Raw genomic sequence first — 24,920 nt, forward strand, 5'->3', positions numbered from 1 at the left:
GCCCGCGTCCGTCTGCGAGACCGATTACGAGCGTCGGCGCTTCGCCCCGATCATGAGCGCCTGGCCCGCGACGAGGAGGATGACAGCCAGCGCCGCACCGGCGAAGCCGGATGCCCCCGTGCGCGCCAGCGTGGCCGTCGTGTGCGGCGACGTCGATGGCGTCGGCGGCACCGTGACACTCGTCGTCGCCTGGTCAGTCGAGGGACCGCCGTCGCCACCGTGGGGCGAGGTCACCGACACGGTGTTGACGATGGTGCCGGGCGCGGCAGATGCCGAGACCGTCGTGTGGTAGACGATCGTCGCCGTCTCGCCCGCCTTCAGAGAGGTCGTCGAGCACGCGAGGGTCGCGTCCGCGACCGTGCACGTCGTCCCGTCAGGCGCCGAGATCTTCCCGATCGTGAGCTGGCGATCGATGACGTCCGTCAGCGCGACGTCGCGGGCCGCGGACGGACCGTCGTTGCTGATCGTCAGCGTCCACGCCACGTCCTCGCCCGGAGCCACGGTCTGCGGCTCGGCCTTCTTGGTGACGTGAACGGACGTCTGGGGCGTCGGATCCCCGCCGGCCGTCGACGAGTTGTTGTCGCCGTCGGGATCGGGAGTCGTCGTCGTCACCTGAGCGACATTGACGACCGGCTCGCTCGCCGATTCGTCGACCAGGCCCGACACCGTGATGTCGACGGCGGCGCCGGGAGCCAGACTGTCGCCGACGCAGCGGATAACGCTCTCGTTCACTGTGCAGCTGAGCGCGTCGGAACTCACCGAATCGACTCGGGCCTGCGACACCGCGGCGGGCAGCGTATCGGTCACCGAGACGTTGCGTGCCAGCGACGGCCCGGCGTTGCTCACGTGGAGCAGCCAGCTCGCCCGCGTGCCCGGAACAACGGGGCCGCTCAGGCTCTTCTTAATCGACACGTCCGCGCGGCTGTTCGGCGTCACCGTCGCCGTCGAGGAGTTGTTCGATCCATCGGGATCGTTCCACTTCCCACCGACGCTAGCGGTGTTCGTGATCGCCGCGGTTGCGCCCGGATCGATCGTCGCCGTCATGGTGACGGTCCACGTCTGTCCGACCCGCAGGGAGGACGTCGCGACACACGAGAACTTGCCGGAGATCGGGGTTCCGTCGGGGTGCTCGTAGCTATCGGAGAACTCGCACGTTCCCTGCTCACCCGACTCAAACGTGATACCGCTGAGACCTGCCGGAAGGACGTCCTCGATCCGCGCTCCCAGCGCGTTGGACGGCCCCTTATTCGTCACGACGAAGGTGAAGCGCACCTTTTCGCCGGCAACGGGGGCACCGTCGAGCGGCTGTCCCTGGGCGTTGACGGCCTGAGCCGTCTTGACGATCCCGAGATCGGCCAGGTGAGCCACCGACACCTCGGTGGTCGACGTCAACGGCGGGGTCGCATTCGACGGGCTACCCGAGGTCAGGCTCGCCGTGTTCGCGATGCTCGTGCCCTCGTATGCCGCGTCCGTCGTCGTTTCCACGCTGATCGTCGTCACTCCGACCGGCACGTCGCCGAGCTCGCAGCGGATGTCCTGACCCGAGATCGCGCACGATTGCGCGTCGCCGAACGTCGCTGACGTCACTGACAGTGCGTCGTCGAGCCTGTCCGTCACGACCACACCGTGCGCGGTCGACGGGCCTTCGTTGCGGACCCTGATGAGCCACCGAACGGGATCTCCCGCGACGACGCTGCTCGTCTGCGCGCTCTTGACGATCGAGAGTGTGGAATTCTGCTTGAGTTCGACCTCGCGATCCGTGCTGTTGTTGTCGGTGTTGGGGTCCGGCGTCGGCGAGGCCACGCTCGCATGGTTGGTCAGCTTTCCGCCCGTGCCCTCGACCGTGGCGTCGGGATCGATGCTGACGCGGACCTCGACGAGCTTCGTCTTACCCTGGGCAATGTCGCCGACCGGACACGTGAGGTCGCGCGTGACGGCCTTCCACGTGCAGCCCTCGGGGACTTCCGCCAGCTCCATGTGAGCGGGCAGGGTGTCGGTGATGACGACGTCGCGAGCCAGCGAGGGGCCGGTGTTCGTCGCGCTCAGCGTCCACGTCATTCCCGTACCGGCGTAGACGAAGTCGGCGTCGGTCGTCTTGGCGATCCGCACATCCGCGCTCGCGCGCACCGGATTCGTCACGCGAGCGGACGTGACCGAAGTCGGGTCCAGCGGCGTATCCGTCGACACGGTCGCCGTGTTGGTGACCTCGCCCGTCACGTCGTCGTCGATATCGACGGCGATCGAGATGGGCAGCGACGCGTCCTCGCCGGGCGCAGCCCAGTCGATGCGACAGGTGACGCGTTGACCGTCGATGCCACAGCGACCGGGGCCCTGAACGGACGTCGGGGTGATGCCCTCGGGAATGGTGTCCGACACGACGACGTTCTTTGCCGAGGACGGTCCCGCGTTGGTCACCTTGAGGAGATACGTCGCGGTGCTCCCCGCGGTGAATGTCGTCGGATCGGCCTCCTTCGTGATGACGAGCTTGGCCTTGGCTTCGAGCTTCGTCTCCACCTCGCCGCGGTTATTCTTCGGGTCGGGATCGGGGTCTTCGAGTCCGCCGTCGCGATGTTCGTCAGCGGCATGTCGATCGACGTTCCCGGCAGAACCCGCCCGGTGACCTCGATTTCTCGCTTCTGTCCAGGCGCCAACGAGGCGAACAGACACGTCATCGACTGCGATCCGGCCTCTCCGGTGCACGCGGGCTCGCTCGTCTTCACGAACACCATGCCGGTGGGCAGCGCGTCGGTGACGCGGACGTCGGTGGCGCTCGACGGGCCGTCGTTGGCCACCGTGATCGTGTAGACGACGGTGTCGCCGACGATGGCGCTGCTCGGGCCGGTCTTGGTCACGGACACATCGGCGCTTCGCGTGATCTCGGTCGTCGCCGACGACGAGTTGTTCGACGTCGTCGGGTCGGGCGTCTTCGACGCGATGGTCGCTGTGTTGACGAGGTCGCCACCGTCGGCATCGGCCTTCACACTCGCCGTGATGACGACCTTCGCCTCCGCCTCAGCCGCGAACCGATCGGCGCGACACGTCACCGTGGCCGACTCAATCGCGCAGGTCAGCGGCCCCGATTCCGTCGTCACTTTCGCCGTGGCGGGGTCGATGGAACTCGGCAGCTCGTCGGTGAGGACGGCGTGGTCGGCATCGGAGGGACCGTTGTTGACGGCCTCGAGCGTCCACTCGATCTTGCCGCCGGCGACGGCCTTCGCCGGTCCCGTCTTGGTCACGGCCAGGTCGGCGGACGTTCCCGTGGGGACCTTCAGGCTCGCCGAGTTGTCCTCGGTGTTCGGATCGGGGGTCGTCGACGTCACCGAGGCCGTGTTGACGATCTCGGTGTTCTCGGTGACGGCAGCCGACGCGGGGATGCGCGCCTTGACGACGACGCGTCCCTGCGCCTGCGGGTCCAACGTCGCCAGCGTGCAGTCGACGCGCGCCCCGTCCCGCGAGCACGTAAACCCGAGTCCGGAGGCGCTGACGTACTCGAGCGGAGCCGGCAGCACGTCGGTGATGTGGACGTCGCGAGCCTGCGACGGACCGGCGTTCGTCACGGTGAGCGCGAAATCGACCGTTTCACCCGCGGAGACGACGCGCGGCGGCGTCGTCTTCTCGATCTTGAGATCCGCCTTGGGGCTCAGCGAATTCGTCACCGAGGAGGTGTTGTTGTCGGGGTTGGGGTCATCGGTTGACGAGGTGGCACTCGCCGTGTTCGTCACCGTGCCGGTGGCCGCGGGATCCACGGTCGCGACGATCGTCACCGTCCGCTGCGCGACCCAACGGCCAAGACGTCGTAGCGACACGTCACGACGTCGCCCTCAGCCGCGCATCCGTCGGTGGCCGACGACACGGAGTTCACGTGGAGCCCCGCCGGGAGCCGGTCCGTCAGCGTGATGTCGCGAGCGCGCGAGGGTCCCTTGTTCGTCAGCTGAACGCTGTAGGTCACCTGACGCCCGGGAACCATCTCGGCAGAGTCCATCGTCTTGGTGACGACGATGTCGGCCTGGGGCGCTTTCGGCTTCACGGTTGCCGACGCGGAGTTGTTCGACGTATCGGGATCGGGGGTGCGCGAGGATTGGGCGACCGCCGTGTTCACGATGTCGGAACTATCCGTCCACGTCGCCACGACACGCGCGGTGATCGTGATCGTCGCCTTCTCCCCCGCCGCGAGGTCGCCGAGCCCGCACGCAATCGTGTCTTCGCTCGCCGAGCACGACCCGAGCGTCGTCGTCGGGGTCCCCACGGCCACGAGTCCCTCGGGCAACGGGTCGCTAACCGAGACGTCTTTGGCCTGCGACGGGCCGTTGTTGGCGACGGTGACCTCGAACGTGACCGATTCGCCGGGAACGGGGTTCGGGTTGTCGGTGACCTTCTTCGTCACCGCCACGTCGGCGTGACGATCAATGGCGGTCACCGCGCTCGACCGGTTGTTGCCGGGATCGGGATCCGACGTCGACGTCGACACCGACGCCTCGTTGACAACCGAGGTGACGGGGTCGGCAAGTGCGGGATCGATGTCCGCGGCAATGCGGATGACCTGCGTGTCGCCGACGGGCACGTCGCCGAGGCGGCACGTCACCGATCCCTCGCTCAGCGAGCAGCCCTCGCTGGGAGAAACGATCCGCGGATTCGTGATGTCGGCGGGGAGCGTGTCGCGAACGACCGTGTCGGTTGCCGGACCCGGTCCGGCGTTGTGCACGTTCAGTTCCCATTCGATGCCGCGACCCGCGTCGACGCGACGCGGTCCGGTCTTGGTCACGGACACGTCGGCGGCCTCGGACACGGGGGTGGCCAGAGCGTTGGAGCCGCGCGTGCTCGACTCCCCGTCCGTGTCGCCCGTGTAGGTGACCTTCGCCCGGTTCGTGATGGTCTGACCGGCGGAGTCCTCGGCCAGTTTGACGCGGAACTTCACGGTTTGCGCGCCATTGTAGGGCATATTGCCGCCAGCGCTCGCCGTCGCGTTGGTTCCCAATCGCACGGTGACCGTGTTGTCGGCGAATTCGCCGGCGTCGTCGCCCGAGGCGTCGGTCAGTTCCGTTGTCGTGGCGCCGGCAATCGTCTTGAGCGAACCGGGCACATACGTCGTGTGATCGGGCAGAGGATCGGAAAAGACCGTTTCGGTGGCCGTGTCCTGCCCCTTGTTCACCATGGCCACGGTGTACTCGAGGATGTCACCGACCTTCGCGGGCGCATCGGCGGCGTCACCGCGCTGGGCCGACGAAATATTGACGACCGACTTCTCGGGCGTGATGTCGGGGACGTAAAGGTCGATCTGCGTTGTCACCGCGCTGAGGTAGAAGACATCACCCTTGGAACCCAACTTCACGGTGGCTGAGCTTTGCTGATTCTCAAGTAAGCCGGTGGCATCGACAATCTTCGCGTCGACCGCGAGGGTGTCCGGATTGTTGGGATTGCGATCGGTGAGATTGACGCCGTTGTTGCTGACGACGCCGACGAAGAAATTGTTCGATTCACTCAGGGCGTCGGCAACGCGTTTGCCATCCAGCTCAACCCAGTCGCCGCCCATGTGTTTGTCGCCTTCCCAGGCGACCGTTCCGATCTTCGCCTGAACCGGGCCGGTCTTCGGGGTCACGAACCCATTGATGCTCGCTTCAACGGGAGTTGTCTCGCTGATCTTCGACGCCGTTTCAAATACCGCGAGGTCACGCATCGGCATGGTCTCGTCCTCAATGACGACGACCAGCGCCCAGCCGGCGTAGCGGTCCGTCAGGTCGTACGTCGCCGACACGTCGGCTCCCCAGTAGTCGCCGGAGCCGGCGGTGCGCACGATATCGGTGACATCGGCAAAGGTCGAGAACGGCCGGTAGTTACCACCGCTGAGCGTGGATGCGCGCGGTGACGGCGACAGCGTCTGATAGCTGCCGCCGGGAGCGCGGAACTTGATCGTCTTGGGATCCGTCGCCCGCGTTTGCGTGGCCGACCAGAACAGGTAGGCCGCGAGGACCTTCCCGCCATCCGGCACCGTCACGTGGGCCGAGGACGACGTCTGCGTCTGTGGGTCGTCATCGACGTCGACCCTCACGGCCTTGAAAAAGTTATTCCCCGCACTGGGTCCCGTGAGGTTCAGAGCCTCCGGGCAATTGCGCGCTGTCGGGGAACACGTCGACAGCGTGTTTCCTGTAATGGAGATGGTGCCGGTCGTCTTTTTGTGGAAGAGCATCTGCATGGAGTCGGCAGCATGACCGGCCTGCGCCGAGATGATTCCGATGAGGATCAGCCCGAGTGTGGCCATGACGGCAACACAGGCGATCGCACGGCGGCGTAGAGATAGGGGAACGGTAGAGCGGGACGGGGTCTCCATAGGTACTCCTTGAACACGGGGCAAACGGACACCGCGACGCATCTGCACGCACGCGATGACCGCCCGATGAGAATCCTCTGAGAACTCTAGCCGTTGGTGCCTACCACGGGCAACACCTGTTAACCAGCGACCGCCCACCACGTCGTTCGTGCTGCAATCGCCTCACCCACGTCGCCGCGCGAGGTCAAGACGATGTGGCGCTCCTCAAGCACCTCGCGCAGCTGCGGACTCAGCGCCGCACGGTCGACATCCGCGTCGGCAAAGTTCGTCACGCACGCCCATCCGTTAGGGCGTTCAAACGCCAGCACCTCGGGGTGTCCCGTGTCGATCCACTCGAGCGACTCAGCGCTTTGGTGACGGTGCCGGAGCGCAAGCGCACGCCGATAGAACGACAGCGACGAGGCCTCGTCGCCCTCTTGCGCCTGCACCGAGAAGGTAGCGAACTCCGGGGGCTGCGGCAGGTGGGCACCGGCATCGCCGAATCCATAGGAGGGCCCCTGCGTCGTCCACGGCAGGGGGACGCGGCAGCCGTCGCGCCCGTAGTCGGTGCCTTCGGAGCGGAAGAACGTCGGGTCTTGGCGCTGCTCCGGCGCGATCTCGGCGACCTCGTGAAGTCCCAGCTCCTCGCCCTGGTACAGGTACGTCGATCCGGGCAGGGCGAGGATGAAGGCGGTCGCGGCTCGGGCACGCTCACCACCATGCTCGGCGTCGAGCGCCGGGGTGACCCCGCCGCTGAGAATCCAGTCGCGCCCGGGATTGACGAGGTAGTTTCCGTGCTCATCGACCGTGCCGAAGGGCAACCCGTAGCGGGTGGGATGGCGCACGACGTCGTGATTGGAGAGCACCCACGTCGACGATGATCCCGACTCGCCTGCCAGGCGCAGGTTATGGGTGACGATGTCGCGGAACTCCCCGGCGTCAAAGTTCGCGCGCAGCAGGTCGAAGTTGAAGCACTGCCCGAGCGAATCGGGGCTCGCATAGCGGGGAACCCGATCGGCCGCGACCCACGCCTCGGCAACGGCCGTGCGCGGAGGATCGTAGGAATTGAAGACCTCACGCCAGGCGGCATAGACCTCGTGCACGTCGTCGCGATCCCAGATCGGGTGGGTCCCATCCCACGGCATCGCCTGGAGCTCGTCCCACATGGGAAGCGGTTCGGTGAGATCCTTCGTCAGCGCATGAGCCACGTCGATTCGGAATCCGTCGACCCCCCGGTCAGACCAGAACCGCAGGGTCGTCAGGAAATCCTCGCGAACCTCATCATTGGCCCAGTTGAGGTCGGGTTGCTCGGGAGCGAATGTGTGGAGGTACCACTGCCCATCTGCGACGCGTTCCCACGTCGAACCGCCAAACATCGCTCGCCAATCCGTGGGCGGCTCCGCCCCGTCCAGGCCGCGGCCGTCGCGGAAAATGTAGCGGTTGCGCTCGGGGGATCCCTTCCCCGCGGCCAGCGCCTGCTGGAACCACTCGTGGCGATGCGACGTATGGTTGGGGACGATGTCGACGATGACCTTAATACCGCGGCTGTGGAGGGCCTGCACCATGTCGTCAAAATCGGCGAGAGTGCCTAGGCGGGGGTCGACGTCGCGATAATCCGCGACGTCGTAGCCGCCATCGGCGAGTTCCGAGGGGTAAAACGGCGACAGCCACACCGCGTCGATCCCCAGGTCGACGAGGTAGTCGGCCCGCGACGTCACTCCGGCGATGTCGCCCAGTCCGTCACCGTTGCTATCGGCAAACGAACGCGGATACACCTGATAGACAACGGCTTGGCGCCACCAGGAGGCTTCGAGGCGTGCAACGGTCACGTCGCGTCTCCTTCTCTCCGACCGCTCCGATGACGTGATCGGCCTCGGACCGTCCCGCCGGCATTAGTCGGTCATGTCGGCAAACTGAGCGTTATACAGACGAGCATACGCGCCGTCGCGCTCGAGTAAGTCGTGATGGCTGCCCTGCTCGACGACGTCGCCGTGTTCCATGACGACGATGACGTCGGCGTCGCGGATCGTCGACAGGCGATGCGCAATAACGAAGCTCGTGCGCCCCGTGCGCAGCCGCTCCATCGCGCGTTGGACGAGGACCTCGGTTCGCGTGTCGACGCTGGAGGTGGCCTCGTCGAGGATGAGGATCCCCGGGTCAGCGAGGAACGCACGCGCGATCGTCACGAGCTGCTTCTGCCCGGCCGACAGCCGCGCGCCCTCGTCGCTGAGCTGCGTGTCGTAACCCTCGGGCATCGTCGCGACGAATTTGTCGACGCCGGCGGCGGCCGCGGCGGCCCGAATGTCGTCCTCGCTCGCCCCGCTGCGCCCGTAGGCGATGTTGTCGCGCACGCTGCCGGGCAGCAGCCACGTGTCTTGGAGAACCATCCCGAAGTGGGACCGCAGCTGGTCCTTCGTCATGGCCGCCGTATCGATGCCGCCGAGGCGAATGGTCCCCGAGTCGATCTCGTAGAAACGCATGAGGAGGTTGACGAGCGTCGTCTTGCCCGCCCCCGTCGGCCCGACAATAGCGACGGTCTGGCCGGGGCGCACGTCGAGGCTGAAGTCGTGAATGACGGGGTCGTCCGGGTCGTAACCAAACCGGATGTGCTCGAACGACACCGACGTTTCGCCCACGCGCTCCTCGCTCGCCACCTCCGCCGCCATCTCGGGGGCGTCCAGCAGGTCGAAGATGCGTTCGGCGCTGGCCGCGCCCGATTGGAGCAGGTTGGCCAGCGTCGCCAGCGTCGACAGCGGCTGGGTGAACTGGCGCGAATACTGCATGAAGGCCTGGACCGACCCCAGCGATAGCGATCCGGTGAGGACGAGCAAGCCGCCGGCGATGGCCACGAGGACGTAGGACAGGTTCGACAGGGCCGACATCGCCGGTTGCAACAGACCAGAGAAGAACTGGGCGCGGAAACTTGCGTCGAAGAGCGTGCGGTTGTCGCCGGCGAACCTCGCGGCGAAGTCGTCCTCGAGGCCGTACAGGGCGGCGACCTCCTGGCCGGTGAAGGCCTCCTCGACCGTGCTCGACAGCTGGCCGGTGGCGGCCCACTGTCGGCCGAAGTGGGGGCGTGCCCGGCGCATGAGCCAGCGCGTGACCAGCAGGGTGAGCGGGATGATGGCGAGTGCCGCGCATGAGAGGATCCACGACAGGTAGAGCATCATCGCCAAGATGCCGACCACCTGGAGCAGGGCGGAGAACAGCTGCGACAGGGTTTGTTGCAGCGTTTGGGTGACGTTGTCGACGTCATTCGTCACGCGCGAGAGGATGTCGCCGCGCGCGTGCGAGTCCAGGTACGACAGGGGCAGGCGGTCGATCTTCGCCTGCACGTCGCGGCGCAGCCGCAGCCCCGTGTTGTGGACGGCCGTGCGAATGAGCAGCCCGCCGATCCACAGGGCCAGCGCCGAGACGATGTAGGCGCCCATGACGAGGGCGAGCACCCGGGTCAGCGCGGCAAAGTCGATGCCGGCACCGACGACGCCGTCGGCCTTGGTCGCCAGCTCGGCCAGGTGGGTCTTGCCGGCCGCGCGGGCGGCTCGCGGGACCTGCGACATCGGGGTCCCGTCCGCGGCCACGGCGCGCGCCTGCATCGACAGCACGCCCGAAAAGATGATGTCGGTGCCGCGCCCGAGCAGTACCGGGCCGACGACGGAGGCGACCACCGAGATGGCCGTGACGACGAGGGAGACGCCGATCCGCCAGCTCTCGGGACGCAGCTGACGTACGAGTCCCGCCAGCGCGGCGCGCTGGTCGCGGGCGGCCGCCGTGGGGTCAACGCCACGTCTGCTCATGCCAGCTCCTCCTCACCGGTCTGCGAGGCAACGATCTCCTGATAGGTCGGGCACGTCGTCACGAGCTCGCCGTGGGTGCCGCGCCCGACGACGTGGCCGTGGTCGAGGACGATGATGCACGAGGCGTGGCGGATCGTCGCGATGCGCTGGGCGACGATGACGATGGCGGCGTCGCCGACGTGGGCACGCAGGCCCGAGCGCACCTTGGCATCCGTCGCGTAGTCGAGGGCCGAGAAGGAATCGTCGAAAATGTAGAGGTCGGCGTCGCGGTAGAGCGCCCGCGCGATCGCCAGGCGCTGGCGCTGACCACCCGAGAAGTTCTTGCCGCCGGCCTCGACGCGCGCGTCGACGCCCTCGTCCAGCTCGGCGACGAACTCGGCGGCCTGGGCCGACTCGAGGGCGCGGGTTAACCGGTCGCGATCGATGCGCTCGCTCGCACACGCGGCAACCGTCGTCGCGATCGTCCCCGAGAACAGGTAGGACGTCTGGGGCACGTAGGCGATCCGCGAGCGCAGGTCGGCCAGGTCGAGGTCGCGCACGTCGATTCCGCCCAGGCTGACTCTTCCGGCGGAGGTGTCGCGCAGGCGCGGCAGCAGCGAGACGAGCGTCGTCTTCCCCGAGCCGGTCGAGCCGATGATGGCGGTCGTGTGGCCGGGCCGGAATTCAAGGTCGAGGGGGGCGAGGACGGGGGCCGAGGCGTCGGTGTGGTGGACGCTGGCTCCCTCAAGGGCGAACGTCGCGCCGCGGGGAATCGGCGTGGGCGTCGTCGTCTCGGTGAGCACGGGGTCGTAGGTGAGCACGGCGTTGATGCGCTCGGCACACACCTGTGCGCGCGGCAGCATGGTGAAGACGAACGAGGCCATCATCACCGACATGAGGATGAGGACGAGGTAGTTGAGGTAGGCGGTCAGCGAGCCGACCTCCATGCCGCCCTGCGAGATGCGGTGTCCGCCGAGCCAGACGACGGCGACCTGCGAGGCCGAGATGATGAGCGAGACAAGGGGGAACATGAGGGCGAAGAGCGATCCCAGGGCCAGCGCGATGGCGCGCAGCTCGTGATTGGCTTCGTCGTAGCGGTCGTATTCGCTGCGCTGGCGACGGAAGGCCCGGATGACACGGACGCCGGACAGCTGGGCGCGCAGGACATCGGTGATGCGGTCGATCGCCTCCTGCTGGGCGCGGAATCGCGGCCCCAGGCGCATCATGATGAGGCCGACGGTCAGGGCGAGGACGGGCACGCACACGAGCAGGAGCAGCGACAGTTTGGCGTCTTGGCGAATGGCCATGAGCACCCCGCCGATCCCCATGAGTGGGGCGATGACCATGAGCTCGTAGACGAGGAACATGACCATCTGGACCTGCTGGACGTCGTTCGTGCAGCGGGTGATGAGCGAGGGCGCGCCGAAGTGGCGCAGGTCGGCGGTGGAGAAGCGCTGGACGTGGTGGAACACCCGCTCGCGCAGCCACCTCCCCTGCCCCATGGATTGGCGAGCCGCCAGATAGATCGCTCCGGCCGAGCACGCCGCCTGCATGACGGTGACCCCGAGCATGGCAGCACCGAGCTGCCAGATGAGGCCGATGTCGCCGCGGGCCACGCCTCGGTCGATGATGTCGGCATTGAGCGAGGGCAGCAGCAGTGACGCAAACGTCTGGATGAGCTGGAGGACGACGATGAGGGCGACGATGCCGACACGCGAGCCTCGCACGTAGGTGCGTGTCAGCGTCCACAGCATGGCTTCTCCTCACCGGCGATGACGGGATAGCATCCTGCCCACTTTACGCCTCTGCCTGGCGTCTGTCCCGCCTGGGTCCGCGACTTCTGCCCCGCGCATGCGTACACTGTGCGCATGAGTGTTACGCGCATCACCGACGTTTCCGAGCCGCTGGTTGCGGCCTTTGCCAACCTGGTCCCGCAGCTGTCGAGTTCGGCCACCCCTCCCACCCGCGACGAGATCGCCGATTTCTTGGCCCAGGACGGCGTCTACCTGTTCACGTATTCGAACGATGACGGGGCGATCCTCGGGATGCTGACGCTCGCGACCTTCGTCATCCCCACGGGCAAGCGCGCGTGGATCGAGGACGTCGTCGTCGACGAGGCGGCACGCGGGCACGGCGCGGGGGCGGCGCTCGTCGAGGCGGCGTGCGAGTACGCCCACGAGATCGGGGCGAAGACCATCGACTTGACATCGCGCCCCTCGCGCGAGGCCGCGAACCGGCTCTACCGACGCTGCGGCTTCGTCGCGCGCGAGACCAACGTCTACCGCTACGGCGGCTAGCCGGACCTACCATGGGGGCATGAGCACCGCATCAGCCCCCAACACCGTCACATCATCGACCGGGGAGTTCACCGAGGACCTCATGAGGTTCCTCGCGGACTCCCCGTCGTCGTGGCACGCCGCGCACGTTGTCGCCGAGCGCCTGGTCGCCGCGGGATTCACCCGCGTTGCCTCCGACGGCGACTGGCCGGCGTCCCCGGGCGGCTACGTCATGGTGCGCGACGGGGCGGTCATGGCGTGGTGGTTGCCGGGCGAGGTCGCCGATCCCGAGGCACGGATCCTCGGGGTGCACACGGATTCCCCCGCGTTCATGCTCAAGCCACACCCGTCGTCGACCCACCCCAGTGGCTGGGGCCAGCTCAACGTCGAGGTCTACGGCGGGATGCTCCCGAACTCGTGGCTCGACCGCGATCTCGCGCTGGCCGGGCGTCTCGTTCATCGCGACGGTAGACAGGCCCTCGTCCGCACCGACGCCATCGCGAGGATTCCCCAGCTGGCCGTTCACCTCGACCGTGACCAGGCGAGCTCGCTCTCGCTCGATCGCCAGCGCCATCTGCGCCCGATCTGGACGCTGCGCCGCGACGCCGATGTCCTCGACCACCTGGCGCACCGGGTCGGCTGGGACTGCGGTACCGACATCGCCGGCTTCGACGTCATGACGATCGATGCCCAGGGGCCCCGGCTCATCGGGGCCGAGGCCAATCTGCTCGCTGCCGGGCGTCAGGACAACCTCGTGTCGGTCTTCTCGGCGCTGAGCGCTCTCGAGACCGCCGTGGCCTCGGGGGCCGCCGAACGCGCGCGGCGGATCCTCGTCCTCGCGGCCTTCACCCACGAAGAGGTCGGCTCGAATACAGCCGTGGGCGCCGCGGGGCCGATTCTCGAGGAAGTGCTCGAGCGCTGCGCCGAGTCCCTCTCCCCCACCCGCGCGTCACTGCGCCGCCTCATCGCGCGATCGGCCTGCCTGTCGGCCGACGTCGCCCACGGCGTGCATCCCAACTACGCCGACAAGCACGATCCCGATCACTGGCCGATGCTCGGTGGCGGCCCCGTGCTGAAGGTCAACGCCACCCAGCGCTACGCCACCGATGCGCCGGGCACGGCGCTGTGGCGCGCGGCCTGCGAGCGCGCCGGTGTCGCCCACCAGGTGTTCGTGTCAAATAACGCCGTCTCGTGCGGCTCGACGATTGCGCCGCTCACCGCGACGCGGCTCGGTATTCGCACGATCGACGTCGGCGTGCCGATCCTGTCGATGCACTCGGCGCGCGAGTTGTCCCACGTCGAGGACCACCCGGCGATGGCGCGGGCGATGGGGGCATTCCTCGTCTCGTGAGGCCCGACGCTGCCTAGACTGGTGTCATGACGCAGATCGAGCTGTCCACCTCCTCGCAGATCCTCGGCCAGTGGATCGACCTGACGATCGTCGCTCCCGAGGCACCGAAGCGCCATTTCGGCCCACACACCCCCGCAGGATCAGTGCCGGCCTCGCGCGCGCTGGCCGACGAGGGGGCACCCACGCCCGCCCTCATGGCGCCGCCACGGGTGTGCTACCTGTTGCACGGGACGACGGGTAACCACCGGACGTGGACGCAGCGGATGGTCCTGCACGGACTCGCCAACCGCCATCACGTCGCCTTCGTGTGCATGTCCGCCGGGCGCTCGTTCTACCTCAATTGGCAGCGTCAGCTGGCGTGGACGGATTTCCTCACCGAGGAGTTGCCGCTCCTCGTTGCCGACCACATTCGCGTCGACACCACCGCCGGGTCGGCGCTCATCGCCGGGCTCTCGGCCGGCGGATACGGGGCGTTTCGCGCGGCACTGGCCCACCCGGAAAACTACCTGGCGGCCGGGTCCTTCTCGGGCGTTCTCGATATCGCGTCGGAGTTTAACCGGCCGCGCCGCCACGAGCTCTATCGCGGGGCCTTCGCCAGCGCGGATGTCACGGGGACCGACGCCGACTTGTTCGCGCTCGCCGAGGCCCTGGTGTCTTCTGGGCGCCGGGCGCCGCGGCTGTGGGCAGCGTGCGGATCCAGCGATCACGTGCTCGAGCAATCTCGGACGTTCCGCGACTGGGCCAACGAGATCGGGCTGGAGCTAACCTACGCGGAGTGGGAGGGCGGTCACGAGTGGGCCTTCTGGGATCCCGCGCTGCGCGCCTTCCTCGACTGGGCGCTCCCCGTGCCCTAGGCCTCGTCGCCGTCGTCTCGCCGGGCTTTGCCGCCGCGCGAGACGACAAACGCGTAGGCTCCCACGCACACGACCAAGCTGGCCGCGGCAACCCCGACGGGGATGCGCCACCCGGTGGCCGTGGCGGTCTCGACGCGTCCGCCCGCGGCAATCTGGGTGCTGGCTAGCGGCCGCGACGTCGGCGTGCCCGTCGGGTCCGCGGCTGGCGGTGGCGGCTCACTCGCCTGGGTCGTTGGCGCGGCGCTGGGAGGCGGCGAGGCCGGTGCCTGCACGCGGGAGTTTTCGCGAATGCGGCGATAGTAGCGTTCGCGTGCCCGCTCGTCGGCTGCCGTCGTCTCGTCGGCATAGTCCTGATAGTTGCGATCCTCCCCGCCGATCGCCGCGGGCGGCCGCGTCGTGGGAGTGGTCGGCGCGGGCGTGCTCGGCGGGGTCGTCTCCTCGGCCTTCGCGCAGGCGACGAGGTCTGCGGGCAGCTCGGCGTCGCCCCGTTTCCACGCGTCCAAGGCCGCCTGCTGTTCGCGGGTCAACGCCGCACAGTTCACCTCTGGCGTCGGCTGCGAGGGCGAGGGCGACGGCGGCTCAGTGGCGTCGGGCGTGCGAGCGGTCGTCGTCGCGACCGGTGACGGCTCAGCCTCGGCCCACCCCGGGGGCGCCACGCAGATGAGGCCAGCGCCCACGAGCGCCGCCGCGAGCATGCCTCGCCTGATGGCGAGGGCACGGCGACGGCGGACGAGACTCATGCGCTCACCTTAGCCCATGCGGTGCGCTCCCTGGCCAACGGACCCGGGCGCCTCGCCAACGCGTTGCCCCTCAATAGACGAACGCGCCAGAATCGATGAGGTTCCGGCGCGTTCGTCTACTCGTGCTTAGGAGGGCTGATCCGTGTCGAGATCACGCGTGAGCGTTGCGTCGAGCGGGATGCCCGGCCCCATCGTCGTCGTCACGGTCGCCTTCTTGATGTAGCGGCCCTTCGCCGAGGACGGCTTCAGGCGCAGCACCTCATCGAGGACGGCGGCGTAGTTCTGCGCCAGCTGCTCGGGGCTGAACGAGACCTTGCCGATGATGAAGTGGAGGTTGGCATGGCGATCGACGCGGAACTCGATGCGTCCGCCCTTGATCTCCTTGACAACCTTGGCCACGTCCATGGTGACCGTGCCGGTGCGCGGGTTCGGCATGAGGCCGCGGGGACCGAGGATGCGGCCCAGGCGACCGACCTTGCCCATCATGTCGGGGGTGGCGACGGCGACGTCGAAGTCCGTGTAGCCGCCCGAGACCTTCTGGATGAGCTCGTCCGAACCGACCTCGTCGGCGCCGGCGTCGAGCGCTTCCTGCTCCTTCGGACCGTTGGCGAAGACCAGGACCCTCTGGGTCTTGCCTGTGCCGTTGGGCAGGGTGACGGTGCCGCGGATCATCTGATCGGCCTGGCGCGGATCAACGCCCAGACGCATGACGACCTCGACGGTCGCGTCGAACTTGACGGTCGACGTCTCCTTAGCCAGCCGCATGGCCTCCAGCGGCTGGTGCTTGCGGTCCCGGTGAACCTTGGTTGCCGAGGCCTCGTAAGCCTTTGAGTGCTTTGCCATCTGCTTTGCCTTCCTTGCAGTTGTGGTGAGCGGGCCGCACTCGGCCCTTCCACGACGCTCGCGCGCGGGTTACTGAACGGTCACGCCCATCGACCGGGCGGTGCCGGCGATGATCTTCGCGGCGGCCTCGATGTCGTTGGCGTTGAGGTCGGCCTTCTTCTGTTCGGCGATCTGGCGGACCTGATCCATCGTCAGGGAACCGACCTTGTTGACATGGGGCTCGCCCGAGCCCTTGTCGATCCCGGCGGCACGCTTGATGAGCTGGGCGGCCGGCGGCTCCTTGGTGATGAACTCGAAGGAGCGGTCTTCGAAAACCGTCACCTCGACGGGAACGATGTCCCCGCGACGCGATTCCGTTGCGGCGTTGAACGCCTTGCAGAACTCCATGATGTTGACGCCGTGCTGAGCCAGCGACGGGCCGACGGGAGGAGCCGGGTTGGCCGAGCCTGCAGGGATCTGCAGCTTGATGAGGCCGGTAACCTTCTTCTTTTTCTTCGCAGCCATGTAGGGTCCTTTTTCTTCTCTGGTCTCAGGCCCCGGGAGGGGCCAGGGTGCGCACAGCGCACACGATGCGTGAGTCTACGCTGCGTGCGCGCGCCTGCGCAGTCTTCGTGGGGGACATCACCCCGCACGAGGGCTAGGAAATCTTTGCCACCTGGTTGAACGACAGCTCCACCGGGGTCTCGCGGTCGAAGATGACGACGAGGACCTTGAGCTTTTGCTGTTCAGGTTCGATCTCGGAGATCGTCGCCGGCATCGTCGCGAACGGGCCGTCGGTGACGGTGACGTTCTCGCCGATCTCGAAGTCGACGTGGATCTTCGGGCGCGCGGTTCGTCGCGGCGCGACTTCTCGCGCCCCTCGGCCACGTCGGCGGCCTGGATGGCTTCGGCGCTGGGGGCGAGCATCGAGACGATCTCGTCCTCAGTCAGCGGCACGGGGTGCTGAGAGTCGCCGACGAATCCCGTCACGGCGGGCGTGTCCTTGACGACGCGCCAGGCGTCGGGGGCCTCCTCGACGAGCTCCATGCGCACCAGGGCGTAGCCGGGGATGCGGACCTGATCGACGATCTTGCGCTCGGTGTTCTTGACCTGGATGACCTTCTCCATGGGGACTTCCACCTGGTAGATGTAGTCCTCCATGTCGAACGTCTGGATGCGCTGCTCGAGGTTCGACTTCACGCGGCGCTCGTAGCCCGAATACGTGTGGAGCACGTACCAGTAGCCGGGCAGGATGCTCAGTTCCTCGCGGATCTCGGCCTTCGCCGCCTCGACGCGGGCGTCGAGCGACACCTGCTGGGCCTGAGCGGGCGAGAGGTCAGCATCCGCCTCGTCCTCGGCCTCGTCGACGGTTGCGTCGCTGAGCGGGGCCTTGGCCGCCGGAGCGGCCTCGCCTTCAGCCTGGAAAATCTCATCCATGTCGGAACTCACTGTGAGGAAAACTCCTTTGCGGCGCGCGGGCGACTAGCCGAATACCAGTCGCGACAGCGAAGCGAAGGCGACGTCGAGGATGCCGACGAACACCATGAGGGCAAGGACGAACACGATGACGACCGTGAAGTAGGTCCACAACTGCTCACGGGTCGGCCACACGACCTTCTTCAGCTCCGCCACGATCTGACGGACAAACAGAATCATCCGGGCAAACAGGCCCGGCTTTGATTCCTGCGCCTGAGAACGGGATCCAGCCACGACGTCCAACCTCGCTGTGTCGAGCCAGCCGCCGGGACTGGCCATCTTTCGCCTTCCCGGGGCCCCGGAAAGGGTGCCTATCGAGCAGGACAGGCGGGACTCGAACCCACAACCTACGGTTTTGGAGACCGTTGCGCTACCAATTGCGCCACTGTCCTTGAGTACAGCGCGAGCTGCACCGCTCGAATGAGTGTACGCGCTCGCGCGCCCCAGGTCCAATCACGGCTAAAAAAGTGAGCGGCGCTACGTCGCGGCGTCCTCGGCGAGCAGCGCCTCGATCGCGGCCAAGGCCTCGGGCGAATCGGTGAGGTGATTGTGCCCCGGCGTGGCGAGTCGCCAGTCGCGCGAGCCATCTAGCGTCGTGCCGTTGGGAACCTGCTGGTCGAACGAGGCCGAGACCGTCCAGATGCGCCCGTTGACCTCGCGATGCTCGGCCAACTCGCGCAGCTCGCGCGCATCCGGGGAGAGCATGCGCGCGGGCGCCCACCACGGAGCGAGCCCCGCCAGCGCCGACCCCGACCACGGGGTGCCGGCGGCAATGACCCGGCGCACGCGCGCGCCCTGATCGCCGAGCAGAACGGCCTTGGCGACGAGTCCACCCTTGGAATGGGCGACGAGGACGGCGTCGGTGGCGTCGTCGTGGGCCAGTTGGTCTCCGACGCGCCGCGCCAACTCGTCGATGGTCGCCAGAGAACGCCCCAGCCCCTTGATCGGGCGGACGTCGCAGCCACTCGCGCGCAGCCGCTCGGCCAGGCGCGACCAGATTCGCCACGTCTGGGTCATCCCCGACAGCAGGTAGACGGGATAGGGCGTCAGCGGCTCCCCCTCACCCGCGCCGGGGGCATCCGTGCTGCCGTGACGGAGGAGGGTCCACGCCTCGCGCGCCGCCTCGGCCATGTTGCGGCCCTCTTGGCGCACCGAGTGGGCGTAGTCACCGGGGGTGACGCTGCGCCACTGGCCCGACCCGATGCTCGCGCGCGCCGCGTCCATCGCCTGCGCGGCCACCACGTGCCACGCCTCGACGAGGGAACCGCGCCGGCGCTCGCGCATGCGGCGGCTCCCGATGGCGATGACGGATTCGTCGCGCTGGTGCTCACTCGTCGGCAAGACGTGTTCGAGCAGGTCGTAGGCCGTTTCAATGCCCGAGGTATCGACATCCAGGCGTTCGGCGGCAGCCCACACGTCCGCCTCGCGCACGCGGTCGCCTCCCAGCGGTGAAGCCGTGGCCGCCAGCTGAATGAGGCGGTGGGCAATGATGTCGTGGTGGCGGTACATGACCGAGTGAGCCGCGTGGTCGACCGTGTGGATTTCCGCCGCTCCCCCAGCCGCCTCGGCCAGGCTGGCCAGCCAGTCGCGCGGGGCAACGTAGTCGTGTTCGCCGCGCACGAGGACGACGAGGCAGCTCGTGCGCGCGATGACGTCCTCGACGGGGAATCCCAGCATGGCCGGCAGCACCTCGGCGAACCAGTGCGGCCCGCACATGAGGTAGGCCGGGATCGCGACGAGTCCAACGCGCAGCGGCTCCAGCAGAGACGACTGGATGAAGCGCGCGCCGACGCGCACGAGCGAGCGCTCGGCGGAATTGACCGGCGGCCCGAGCAGGAGGATTCGCCCGGCGAGATCGTGGTGGCGCGCAAGCGCAGCGATAACGACCTGGGCACCCATCGAGTGACCGAGGATGACGGGATCCCTCACTCCCTCGGCCTCGATGACGGCGGCGAGGACGTCGGCAAAACCGTCGATTCCCAACGCCTTCTTCGGCACCGGCAGCGTCGAGAACCCCGGCAGGTCGAGCATGAGGACGTCGGCGAAGTCCGCGAGCGCGTTGGCGAGGGGGATGAAGTAACGCGCGGATACGCCGATGCCGTGGACGAGGACGATGACGGGTACTCCGCCCTCGCCCAGGGCCCTGCCCGAGCTATCGCGCGTGACGCGGTAGGTGCGCACGAAGACGCGTTGGCCGTCGATGCGCAGGGAGCGTATCGAGATCGTCGGGTCGGGGATTTTCGTGCGCGACCACGCGTTGAGGGGAACGACGGGGCGGCTCATCGCTCAGTCCAGATCGAGTCGGTAGCCGATGCCGCGCACGGTGACGATCCGCTTCATGCCGATCTTGAGGCGCAGGTAGCGCACGTACACGTCGACGACGTTCGAGCCGGGATCGTAGTCGAATCCCCAGACCAGGTCGAGCAGTTGGGTGCGGGTGAGCACCTGGCCGGGGTGTTCGATGAAGGCCTGGAGCATGGTGAATTCGCGCGGGGTCAGCTCGACGGCCTCGTCGGCGACGAAGACGCGGTGGGTGCGCAGCTCGAGGCGGATGTCGCCGGCCTCCAACACGTCGTCGGAGTCAACCGATCCCGAAGCCTTGCGCAGTTGCAGGCGGATGCGGGCGATGAGTTCTTCGAGGCGGAAGGGCTTGGGAACGTAGTCGTCCGCCCCCTGATTGAGTCCCTGGACGGTGTCGTCGACGCTCGTACGCGCGGTGAGCACGATGATGGGCAGCTGGTAGCCCTGGCCGCGCACGTGTTCGAGGACCTCGAAGCCGTCGATGTCGGGCAGGCCGATGTCGAGCAGCATGAGGTCGTAGGCGTGATCGATGATCTGGCGAATGGCCTCGCGACCGCGGTCGACGATGGTGACGTCGTAGTCGGCGGCACGCAGGCCTTTTTCGAGAAATGACGAGATTCCCGGTTCGTCTTCGACAACGAGAATTCGTTCACTCATGATGTCCTCCTTGGTTCCCGCTCGAGGTGAGCGGGATGTATAGCGTGAACATGCTGCCGCATCCGGGACGTGACGTGAGTTCGAGAGCTCCGCCATGCAATGCGGCAATGGCTGTGACGATGGTTAGCCCCAGGCCCGAGCCGGGTGTCTGGTGGTCGATGCGGGCGAAACGCTCGAAGATGCGCGGCGCGTTGTGCGCTTCGACGCCGATCCCGTGATCGCGCACCCACAGGCTTGCCCACGGCTCATCCGGGCGGGACGTCCCCGGGGCGAGCGTGCGCGTCGTCGGCGTGATCGGGCTGTCCGCGCCGCCGAGTGTGGGCTCGTAGCCGATTCCCGATCCGATGAAGATCTGGGAGTCTGGCGCCGAGAACTTCGTCGCGTTCTCGACCAGCTGGAGCATGGCTTGGGACAGGCGCTGGGGGTCGGCGATGGCGTCGCCTTCGGCCAGGTGGTCGAGGGCGACGCGCTGGGAACCCAGTTGCGCGGCGTGTTGCAAGACGTCGAGCGTGAGCTCGGTGAGGGAGATCCGTTCGGGGCGGACGAAGTGAGGAGTGGCCGCGCGAGCGACGTCGATGAGGTCCTCGCTCATCCGGTGCATCCGCGAGATTTCGCCGAGGACGAGGTCACGGGTGTGCGCCGCGTCGGTCGGGTTAGTCGGGTCCATGAGTTCGAGGTGCCCCTGGACGACGGTCAGCGGCGTGCGCAGCTCGTGCCCGGCGTCGTTGAGCAGGTGGCGCTGGGCCTCGGTGGCGTTTTGCAGGCGGTCGACCATGCCGTTAAACGACGACGCGAGGTCGCCGAGATCGTCACTGGAGGACACGGGGATGCGCTGGGTGAGGTCGTCGGCCGTCGCGACCGAGCGCATCATCGCGCGCAGCTGCGCCAGCGGCTTCAAGATGCGCGACATCGACAGCGACGTCACCAGCCCAACGAGCGAAAGCACGATGAGGGCGACCCCGCTGAAGAGGCGAACGAGGTTGATCGTCTGGTCGAGCGCCTCGTCGGTGTCGTGGATGAGCACCACCGCCCCCGGCTCGTCGCCGACGACGCGCAGGGGGATGACGGTGATCCGGTAGTCGTGGCTGGCGACGCGCAGCGTCGTCGCCCGCGCGCGCGAGGAGGTGGCGACGAGCGACGTCACCCGGTCCATGAGCGCGCTCTTCGCGACGACGGCCTGGGCACTGCCGGCCTGGTAGAGCTCGGGAACACCTCCGACGAAGCCAACGATCGTCGTGCCCGATTCACGTGGGGCACGAGTCAGGTAGCTGTAGACGAGGGTCTCGGTCGTCGTCGGCACCTCGAACCCGCTTGTGCCATCGAGGGAATCGGCGAATTCGCGCACCGACGCCAGGGCGGCGCGCGATTGGCGGTCCTGGCTCGAGTGCACCTGAATGATCCCGGCGATCGCCATCACCGTGCCCATGAGCACGAGGACGACGAGCGAGATGACGACGATGTTGACGGTGATGCGCACCCGCAGGTTGGCCAGGGTGAATCGACCGACGACGGGCTTGAGCCGGGCGTCCGAGAACTCGGCGTGGTCGATGACGCGCTTGGGCAGCGTGCGAGCGGCGGGCGCGTAGGCGGGGCGACGCTCACTCATCGGCCGTCTCCGGGAGTCTCGTCGGTTCCGCCGGGACCCCGGCCGGAGCGGTCCGCGGTGCCGTCGGTGACACGGCCGAGGGCGGCGACACGCTGACGCCCGGCCCCAAGTCGTGTGAGCGCGTGCGCAGGGACAGCCCGACCAGCACGATCACGGCGATGATGATGAGTACGGCGAGGGCACCCGTCGCTACCAGCAGCGAACTCCTGCGCACCCGCGCCTCACCGTCCTTCCTCGCATGACCGCCCGGTCGAGCCGAAGCCCCTACTCTACCGCGTCAGCGGGCCTGTTGAAGCAGGTCAGCGATACGTTCGCAGCCGGTGGCGAGGTCGTCGTCACCCAGCGCGTAGGACAGGCGGAAGTACCCGGAAGGTCCGAATGCCTCGCCGGGAACGACCGCGACCTTCGCCTCGTTGAGCAGCAGGGTTGCCAGCTCCTGCGAGGTGTGGCACACGGTGCCGTTGATGTCGCGTCCCAGCAGATCCTGGCAGTCGGCGTAGACGTAGAAGGCGCCCTTCGGGGTCGGCACCGACAGCCCGTCGATGCCCGCGAGCATCTTGACCATCGTCTTGCGGCGCCGGTCGAAGGCCTCGCGCATCTCGTAGACGGCGTCAAGGGGGCCCGACACGGCGGCGAGCGCGGCCTGCTGGGCGACGTTGCACACGTTGGAGCACAGGTGCGACTGGAAGTTCTTCGCCAGTTTGATCGCCGGGGCCGGACCGATCATCCAGCCGACGCGCCACCCCGTCATCGCGTAGGTCTTGGCCACGCCGTTGAGGACGATCGTCTGGTCGGCGAGTTCGGGAACCTCGGCGACGATGTGGGCGGCTTCGGCGTCGTCGTAAAGCAGGTGCTCGTAGATCTCGTCGGTGAGCACCCAGATGCCGTGCTCGAGGCACCACTGGCCGATCGCGCGGACCTCGTCGCGGGTGTAGACCGAGCCGGTCGGGTTGGACGGCGAGCAGAAGAGAAGACACTTCGTGCGGTCGGTTCGTGCCGCCTCCAGCTGGTCGACCGTGACCTTGTAGTCCTGATCGGCACCGGCGAAGACCTCGACCGCGCGTGCGCCGGTGAGGTTGATGATCTCGATGTAGGACGTCCAGTACGGCGTCGGCAAGATCGCCTCGTCGCCGGGGTTGAGCAGCGCGTGGAAGGCCTGGAACACCGCCTGCTTGCCACCGTTCGTAACGACGATGTTGGCGGGATCGACCTCGTAGCCGGAGTCGCGCAGCGTCTTCGCGGCGATGGCTTCGCGCAGGCTCGCGAGCCCGGCACCGGCCGTGTACTTGTGGTTCGCCGCATCGCGGCAAGCAGCGGCGGCCGCCTCGACGATGTAGTCGGGGGTCGCGAAATCGGGTTCGCCCGCGCCGAAGCCGATAACGGGTTCGCCGGCGGCGCGCAGCTCGGCGGCGCGAGCCGTCACGGCGAGGGTGGCCGAGGGGGCGATAGCGGAAAGTCGGTCTGACAAATGTGATTGAGCACTCATACCGGTCAGTTTCTCACCTTTCGCTCTCACGCGGTAGTGATCGCCACCGTGCCCGAGCGATCCATGAGTGCCGGCTCGGGAACGAGGGTGACGCCGAAGCGCTCACGCACGCGCTCGACCACGGCCTCGGCCAGCTCGCGGACGTCGGCGGAGCACGGGGAAGACCCGCGCGTCGTCAGCGCGAGGGTGTGCTTCGACGAGATCGCCGCCGTGGCGTCGTCGCGCAGGGCGAAGCCGCGCGAGATTCCGGCGTGCTCGATGAGCCACGCCGCCGACGTCTTGACGACGCCCTCGAGCAGCGGCGGGGCGTCGGCAATGTTCCTGCGCGCCGCGTAGTCGTAGACGGGAAAGCGCGGGGCCTCGGCGGGCAGGGCGGCCGCGGCGGCCGCACTCAGGACGGGATTGGTGAAGAACGACCCGGCCGAGCGCGCATCGGGATCGCGCTCGTCGAGCACCATCCCCTTGCTCGCGCGCAGAGCGAGGACGGCCTCGCGCACCTGAGCCGCATCGACGCGGTCGCCGACCTCGACGCCCAAGGCGTCGGCCAGCTGCGCGTACGCGATGGGGGCCGACAGGCTCGCGTGACGGAACGCGAACTCGACCGAGGTGATGACCCAGCGCGGGGTCACTTCGCCGCTATGCTGTCCCCACACGCGCTCGCGCTTGAGTCGCGACGTGCGGTACCCCAGCCCCAGCTCCGCGAGGGCGAGGTGGGCGCGCTGCCCCGTCAGACGGTCGAGGGTCGACACCGACGAGATAACCTCGGCGATCTCGTGGCCGTAGGCACCGACGTTTTGAACCGGGGCGGCACCGACGGTGCCGGGGATTCCCGACAGCGCCTCCAGCCCCATCCATCCCTCCTCGATCGCGCGGGCCACGAGGGCGTCCAGGCCAACCCCGGCGGCCACGCGCACCGTCGCGCCGCCGCACCCCGTGTCGTCGACCACCTCGATGTCGTCGCGCACGTCGCGCACGACGACGCCGTCAAAACCCTCGTCGGGGGCCACGATGTTGGACCCGCCCCCGAGAACGAGAACGGGGGTGCCGGTGGCATCGGCCTCGCGAATCGTCTCGAGGAACTCGGCCTCGCCGGTCGCCTCGACGTAGCGGGCGAGCTCTCCCCCGACGCCCAGCGTCGTCAGCTGGGCCAGGCTCGGCTGCGCGCACGTCCCCGGTGCCGGGGCGTAGCTGGCGGGACGGGAAGCGATGTGGTCACGCACGGGGTGTGCGACCCACTCGCACGCATCCCCGTCGGTGGCAAGAGTTGTCAT

Annotated in this window: 20 protein-coding genes and 1 tRNA gene; 3 read left to right on the top strand and 18 right to left on the bottom strand. The window is 67.9% G+C overall.

All coding sequences use genetic code 11. The annotated features are described in order from the left end of the window. Window positions 1-24: 24 nt before the first annotated feature. The 6 genes from H8R18_RS07090 to H8R18_RS07115 form a co-directional block, all read right to left on the bottom strand. The gene (locus tag H8R18_RS07090) at window positions 25-2,514 is read right to left on the bottom strand and encodes a DUF7507 domain-containing protein (RefSeq protein ID WP_194189214.1); all 2,490 of its coding nucleotides are present in this window, start codon (window positions 2,512-2,514) and stop codon (window positions 25-27) included. Continuing rightward, a complete protein-coding gene (locus H8R18_RS09625; RefSeq protein WP_194189215.1) occupies window positions 2,412-3,764 on the bottom strand; it encodes a DUF11 domain-containing protein in 1,353 nt (450 codons plus the stop codon). Before H8R18_RS09625 ends, H8R18_RS07090 begins: the two co-directional genes overlap by 103 nt. Further along, complete coding sequence (locus H8R18_RS07100; RefSeq protein ID WP_194189216.1) at window positions 3,761-6,325, bottom strand: isopeptide-forming domain-containing fimbrial protein; 2,565 nt, start codon at window positions 6,323-6,325, stop codon at window positions 3,761-3,763. The genes H8R18_RS09625 and H8R18_RS07100 overlap by 4 nt, the downstream gene beginning before the upstream one ends. Before the next feature lie 119 nt (window positions 6,326-6,444). After that, entirely contained in the window at window positions 6,445-8,133 is a 1,689-nt protein-coding gene (locus tag H8R18_RS07105) for a glycoside hydrolase family 13 protein (RefSeq protein ID WP_191071355.1), read from the bottom strand. Between the two features lie 63 nt (window positions 8,134-8,196). Further along, a complete protein-coding gene (locus H8R18_RS07110) occupies window positions 8,197-10,101 on the bottom strand; it encodes an ABC transporter ATP-binding protein (RefSeq protein WP_191071356.1) in 1,905 nt (634 codons plus the stop codon). Then, window positions 10,098-11,834, bottom strand: a complete 1,737-nt coding sequence (locus tag H8R18_RS07115) for an ABC transporter ATP-binding protein (RefSeq protein WP_194189217.1) — start codon at window positions 11,832-11,834, stop codon at window positions 10,098-10,100. The genes H8R18_RS07110 and H8R18_RS07115 overlap by 4 nt, the downstream gene beginning before the upstream one ends. A gap of 114 nt (window positions 11,835-11,948) precedes the next feature. Here H8R18_RS07115 and H8R18_RS07120 point away from each other — a divergent pair, with 114 nt between their 5' ends. Genes H8R18_RS07120 through H8R18_RS07130 form a run of 3 tightly spaced genes read left to right on the top strand, consistent with a single transcriptional unit; the run spans window position 11,949 to window position 14,561 of the window. Further along, complete coding sequence (locus H8R18_RS07120) at window positions 11,949-12,377, top strand: GNAT family N-acetyltransferase (protein ID WP_191071358.1); 429 nt, start codon at window positions 11,949-11,951, stop codon at window positions 12,375-12,377. Window positions 12,378-12,396: 19 nt separating this feature from the next. Continuing rightward, window positions 12,397-13,707 (top strand): M18 family aminopeptidase, encoded by a 1,311-nt coding sequence (locus H8R18_RS07125; RefSeq protein ID WP_191071359.1) that lies wholly within the window; start codon window positions 12,397-12,399, stop codon window positions 13,705-13,707. Between the two features lie 26 nt (window positions 13,708-13,733). Then, window positions 13,734-14,561, top strand: a complete 828-nt coding sequence (locus H8R18_RS07130) for an alpha/beta hydrolase (protein ID WP_191071360.1) — start codon at window positions 13,734-13,736, stop codon at window positions 14,559-14,561. On the opposite strand, the gene H8R18_RS07135 is transcribed toward H8R18_RS07130, so the two are convergent. The 12 genes from H8R18_RS07135 to H8R18_RS07190 form a co-directional block, all read right to left on the bottom strand. Beyond that, window positions 14,558-15,301 carry a hypothetical protein gene (locus H8R18_RS07135; protein WP_191071361.1) on the bottom strand — a complete coding sequence of 248 codons (744 nt, stop codon included), beginning with the start codon at window positions 15,299-15,301 and terminating at the stop codon, window positions 14,558-14,560. The two genes, H8R18_RS07130 and H8R18_RS07135, sit on opposite strands and share 4 nt — an antisense overlap. A 126-nt stretch (window positions 15,302-15,427) precedes the next feature. Continuing rightward, a complete protein-coding gene (gene rplA / locus H8R18_RS07140; protein ID WP_191071362.1) occupies window positions 15,428-16,144 on the bottom strand; it encodes a 50S ribosomal protein L1 in 717 nt (238 codons plus the stop codon). Window positions 16,145-16,213: 69 nt separating this feature from the next. After that, window positions 16,214-16,648 (bottom strand): 50S ribosomal protein L11, encoded by a 435-nt coding sequence (rplK, locus tag H8R18_RS07145; protein WP_191071363.1) that lies wholly within the window; start codon window positions 16,646-16,648, stop codon window positions 16,214-16,216. A gap of 117 nt (window positions 16,649-16,765) precedes the next feature. Beyond that, window positions 16,766-17,560 carry a transcription termination/antitermination NusG family protein gene (locus H8R18_RS07150; RefSeq protein ID WP_227712789.1) on the bottom strand — a complete coding sequence of 265 codons (795 nt, stop codon included), beginning with the start codon at window positions 17,558-17,560 and terminating at the stop codon, window positions 16,766-16,768. A gap of 45 nt (window positions 17,561-17,605) precedes the next feature. Beyond that, window positions 17,606-17,833, bottom strand: a complete 228-nt coding sequence (gene secE, locus H8R18_RS09315) for a preprotein translocase subunit SecE (RefSeq protein ID WP_338088357.1) — start codon at window positions 17,831-17,833, stop codon at window positions 17,606-17,608. Between the two features lie 85 nt (window positions 17,834-17,918). Next, window positions 17,919-17,991 (bottom strand) — tRNA-Trp (locus H8R18_RS07160). Window positions 17,992-18,076: 85 nt separating this feature from the next. Then, complete coding sequence (locus H8R18_RS07165; RefSeq protein WP_191071366.1) at window positions 18,077-19,882, bottom strand: alpha/beta hydrolase; 1,806 nt, start codon at window positions 19,880-19,882, stop codon at window positions 18,077-18,079. A 3-nt stretch (window positions 19,883-19,885) separates the two neighbouring features. After that, window positions 19,886-20,557, bottom strand: a complete 672-nt coding sequence (locus tag H8R18_RS07170) for a response regulator transcription factor (protein ID WP_191071367.1) — start codon at window positions 20,555-20,557, stop codon at window positions 19,886-19,888. Continuing rightward, window positions 20,550-22,163 (bottom strand): sensor histidine kinase, encoded by a 1,614-nt coding sequence (locus H8R18_RS07175; protein ID WP_191071368.1) that lies wholly within the window; start codon window positions 22,161-22,163, stop codon window positions 20,550-20,552. The genes H8R18_RS07170 and H8R18_RS07175 overlap by 8 nt, the downstream gene beginning before the upstream one ends. Further along, window positions 22,156-22,377, bottom strand: a complete 222-nt coding sequence (locus H8R18_RS07180; RefSeq protein ID WP_191071369.1) for a hypothetical protein — start codon at window positions 22,375-22,377, stop codon at window positions 22,156-22,158. The genes H8R18_RS07175 and H8R18_RS07180 overlap by 8 nt, the downstream gene beginning before the upstream one ends. 63 nt (window positions 22,378-22,440) lie before the next feature. Next, window positions 22,441-23,649 (bottom strand): pyridoxal phosphate-dependent aminotransferase, encoded by a 1,209-nt coding sequence (locus H8R18_RS07185; protein WP_191071370.1) that lies wholly within the window; start codon window positions 23,647-23,649, stop codon window positions 22,441-22,443. Window positions 23,650-23,675: 26 nt separating this feature from the next. Then, window positions 23,676-24,920, bottom strand: a complete 1,245-nt coding sequence (locus tag H8R18_RS07190) for a UDP-N-acetylmuramate dehydrogenase (protein ID WP_223875105.1) — start codon at window positions 24,918-24,920, stop codon at window positions 23,676-23,678.

Source organism: Nanchangia anserum (assembly GCF_015240065.1).
Classification (GTDB): domain Bacteria; phylum Actinomycetota; class Actinomycetes; order Actinomycetales; family Actinomycetaceae; genus Nanchangia; species Nanchangia anserum.

Bases quoted from the DNA above. Each gene is read 5' to 3' on its own strand.
- H8R18_RS07115 (WP_194189217.1), bottom strand. From the start codon at position 11,834: ATGCTGTGGACGCTGACACGCACCTACGTGCGAGGCTCGCGTGTCGGC.
- H8R18_RS07110 (WP_191071356.1), bottom strand. From the start codon at position 10,101: ATGAGCAGACGTGGCGTTGACCCCACGGCGGCCGCCCGCGACCAGCGC.
- H8R18_RS07130 (WP_191071360.1), top strand. From the start codon at position 13,734: ATGACGCAGATCGAGCTGTCCACCTCCTCGCAGATCCTCGGCCAGTGG.
- rplA (WP_191071362.1), bottom strand. From the start codon at position 16,144: ATGGCAAAGCACTCAAAGGCTTACGAGGCCTCGGCAACCAAGGTTCAC.
- H8R18_RS07120 (WP_191071358.1), top strand. From the start codon at position 11,949: ATGAGTGTTACGCGCATCACCGACGTTTCCGAGCCGCTGGTTGCGGCC.
- H8R18_RS07125 (WP_191071359.1), top strand. From the start codon at position 12,397: ATGAGCACCGCATCAGCCCCCAACACCGTCACATCATCGACCGGGGAG.
- H8R18_RS07190 (WP_223875105.1), bottom strand. From the start codon at position 24,920: ATGACAACTCTTGCCACCGACGGGGATGCGTGCGAGTGGGTCGCACAC.
- H8R18_RS07100 (WP_194189216.1), bottom strand. From the start codon at position 6,325: ATGGAGACCCCGTCCCGCTCTACCGTTCCCCTATCTCTACGCCGCCGT.
- H8R18_RS07185 (WP_191071370.1), bottom strand. From the start codon at position 23,649: ATGAGTGCTCAATCACATTTGTCAGACCGACTTTCCGCTATCGCCCCC.
- H8R18_RS07150 (WP_227712789.1), bottom strand. From the start codon at position 17,560: ATGGATGAGATTTTCCAGGCTGAAGGCGAGGCCGCTCCGGCGGCCAAG.
- H8R18_RS07175 (WP_191071368.1), bottom strand. From the start codon at position 22,163: ATGAGTGAGCGTCGCCCCGCCTACGCGCCCGCCGCTCGCACGCTGCCC.
- H8R18_RS07135 (WP_191071361.1), bottom strand. From the start codon at position 15,301: ATGAGTCTCGTCCGCCGTCGCCGTGCCCTCGCCATCAGGCGAGGCATG.
- H8R18_RS07165 (WP_191071366.1), bottom strand. From the start codon at position 19,882: ATGAGCCGCCCCGTCGTTCCCCTCAACGCGTGGTCGCGCACGAAAATC.
- rplK (WP_191071363.1), bottom strand. From the start codon at position 16,648: ATGGCTGCGAAGAAAAAGAAGAAGGTTACCGGCCTCATCAAGCTGCAG.
- H8R18_RS07170 (WP_191071367.1), bottom strand. From the start codon at position 20,557: ATGAGTGAACGAATTCTCGTTGTCGAAGACGAACCGGGAATCTCGTCA.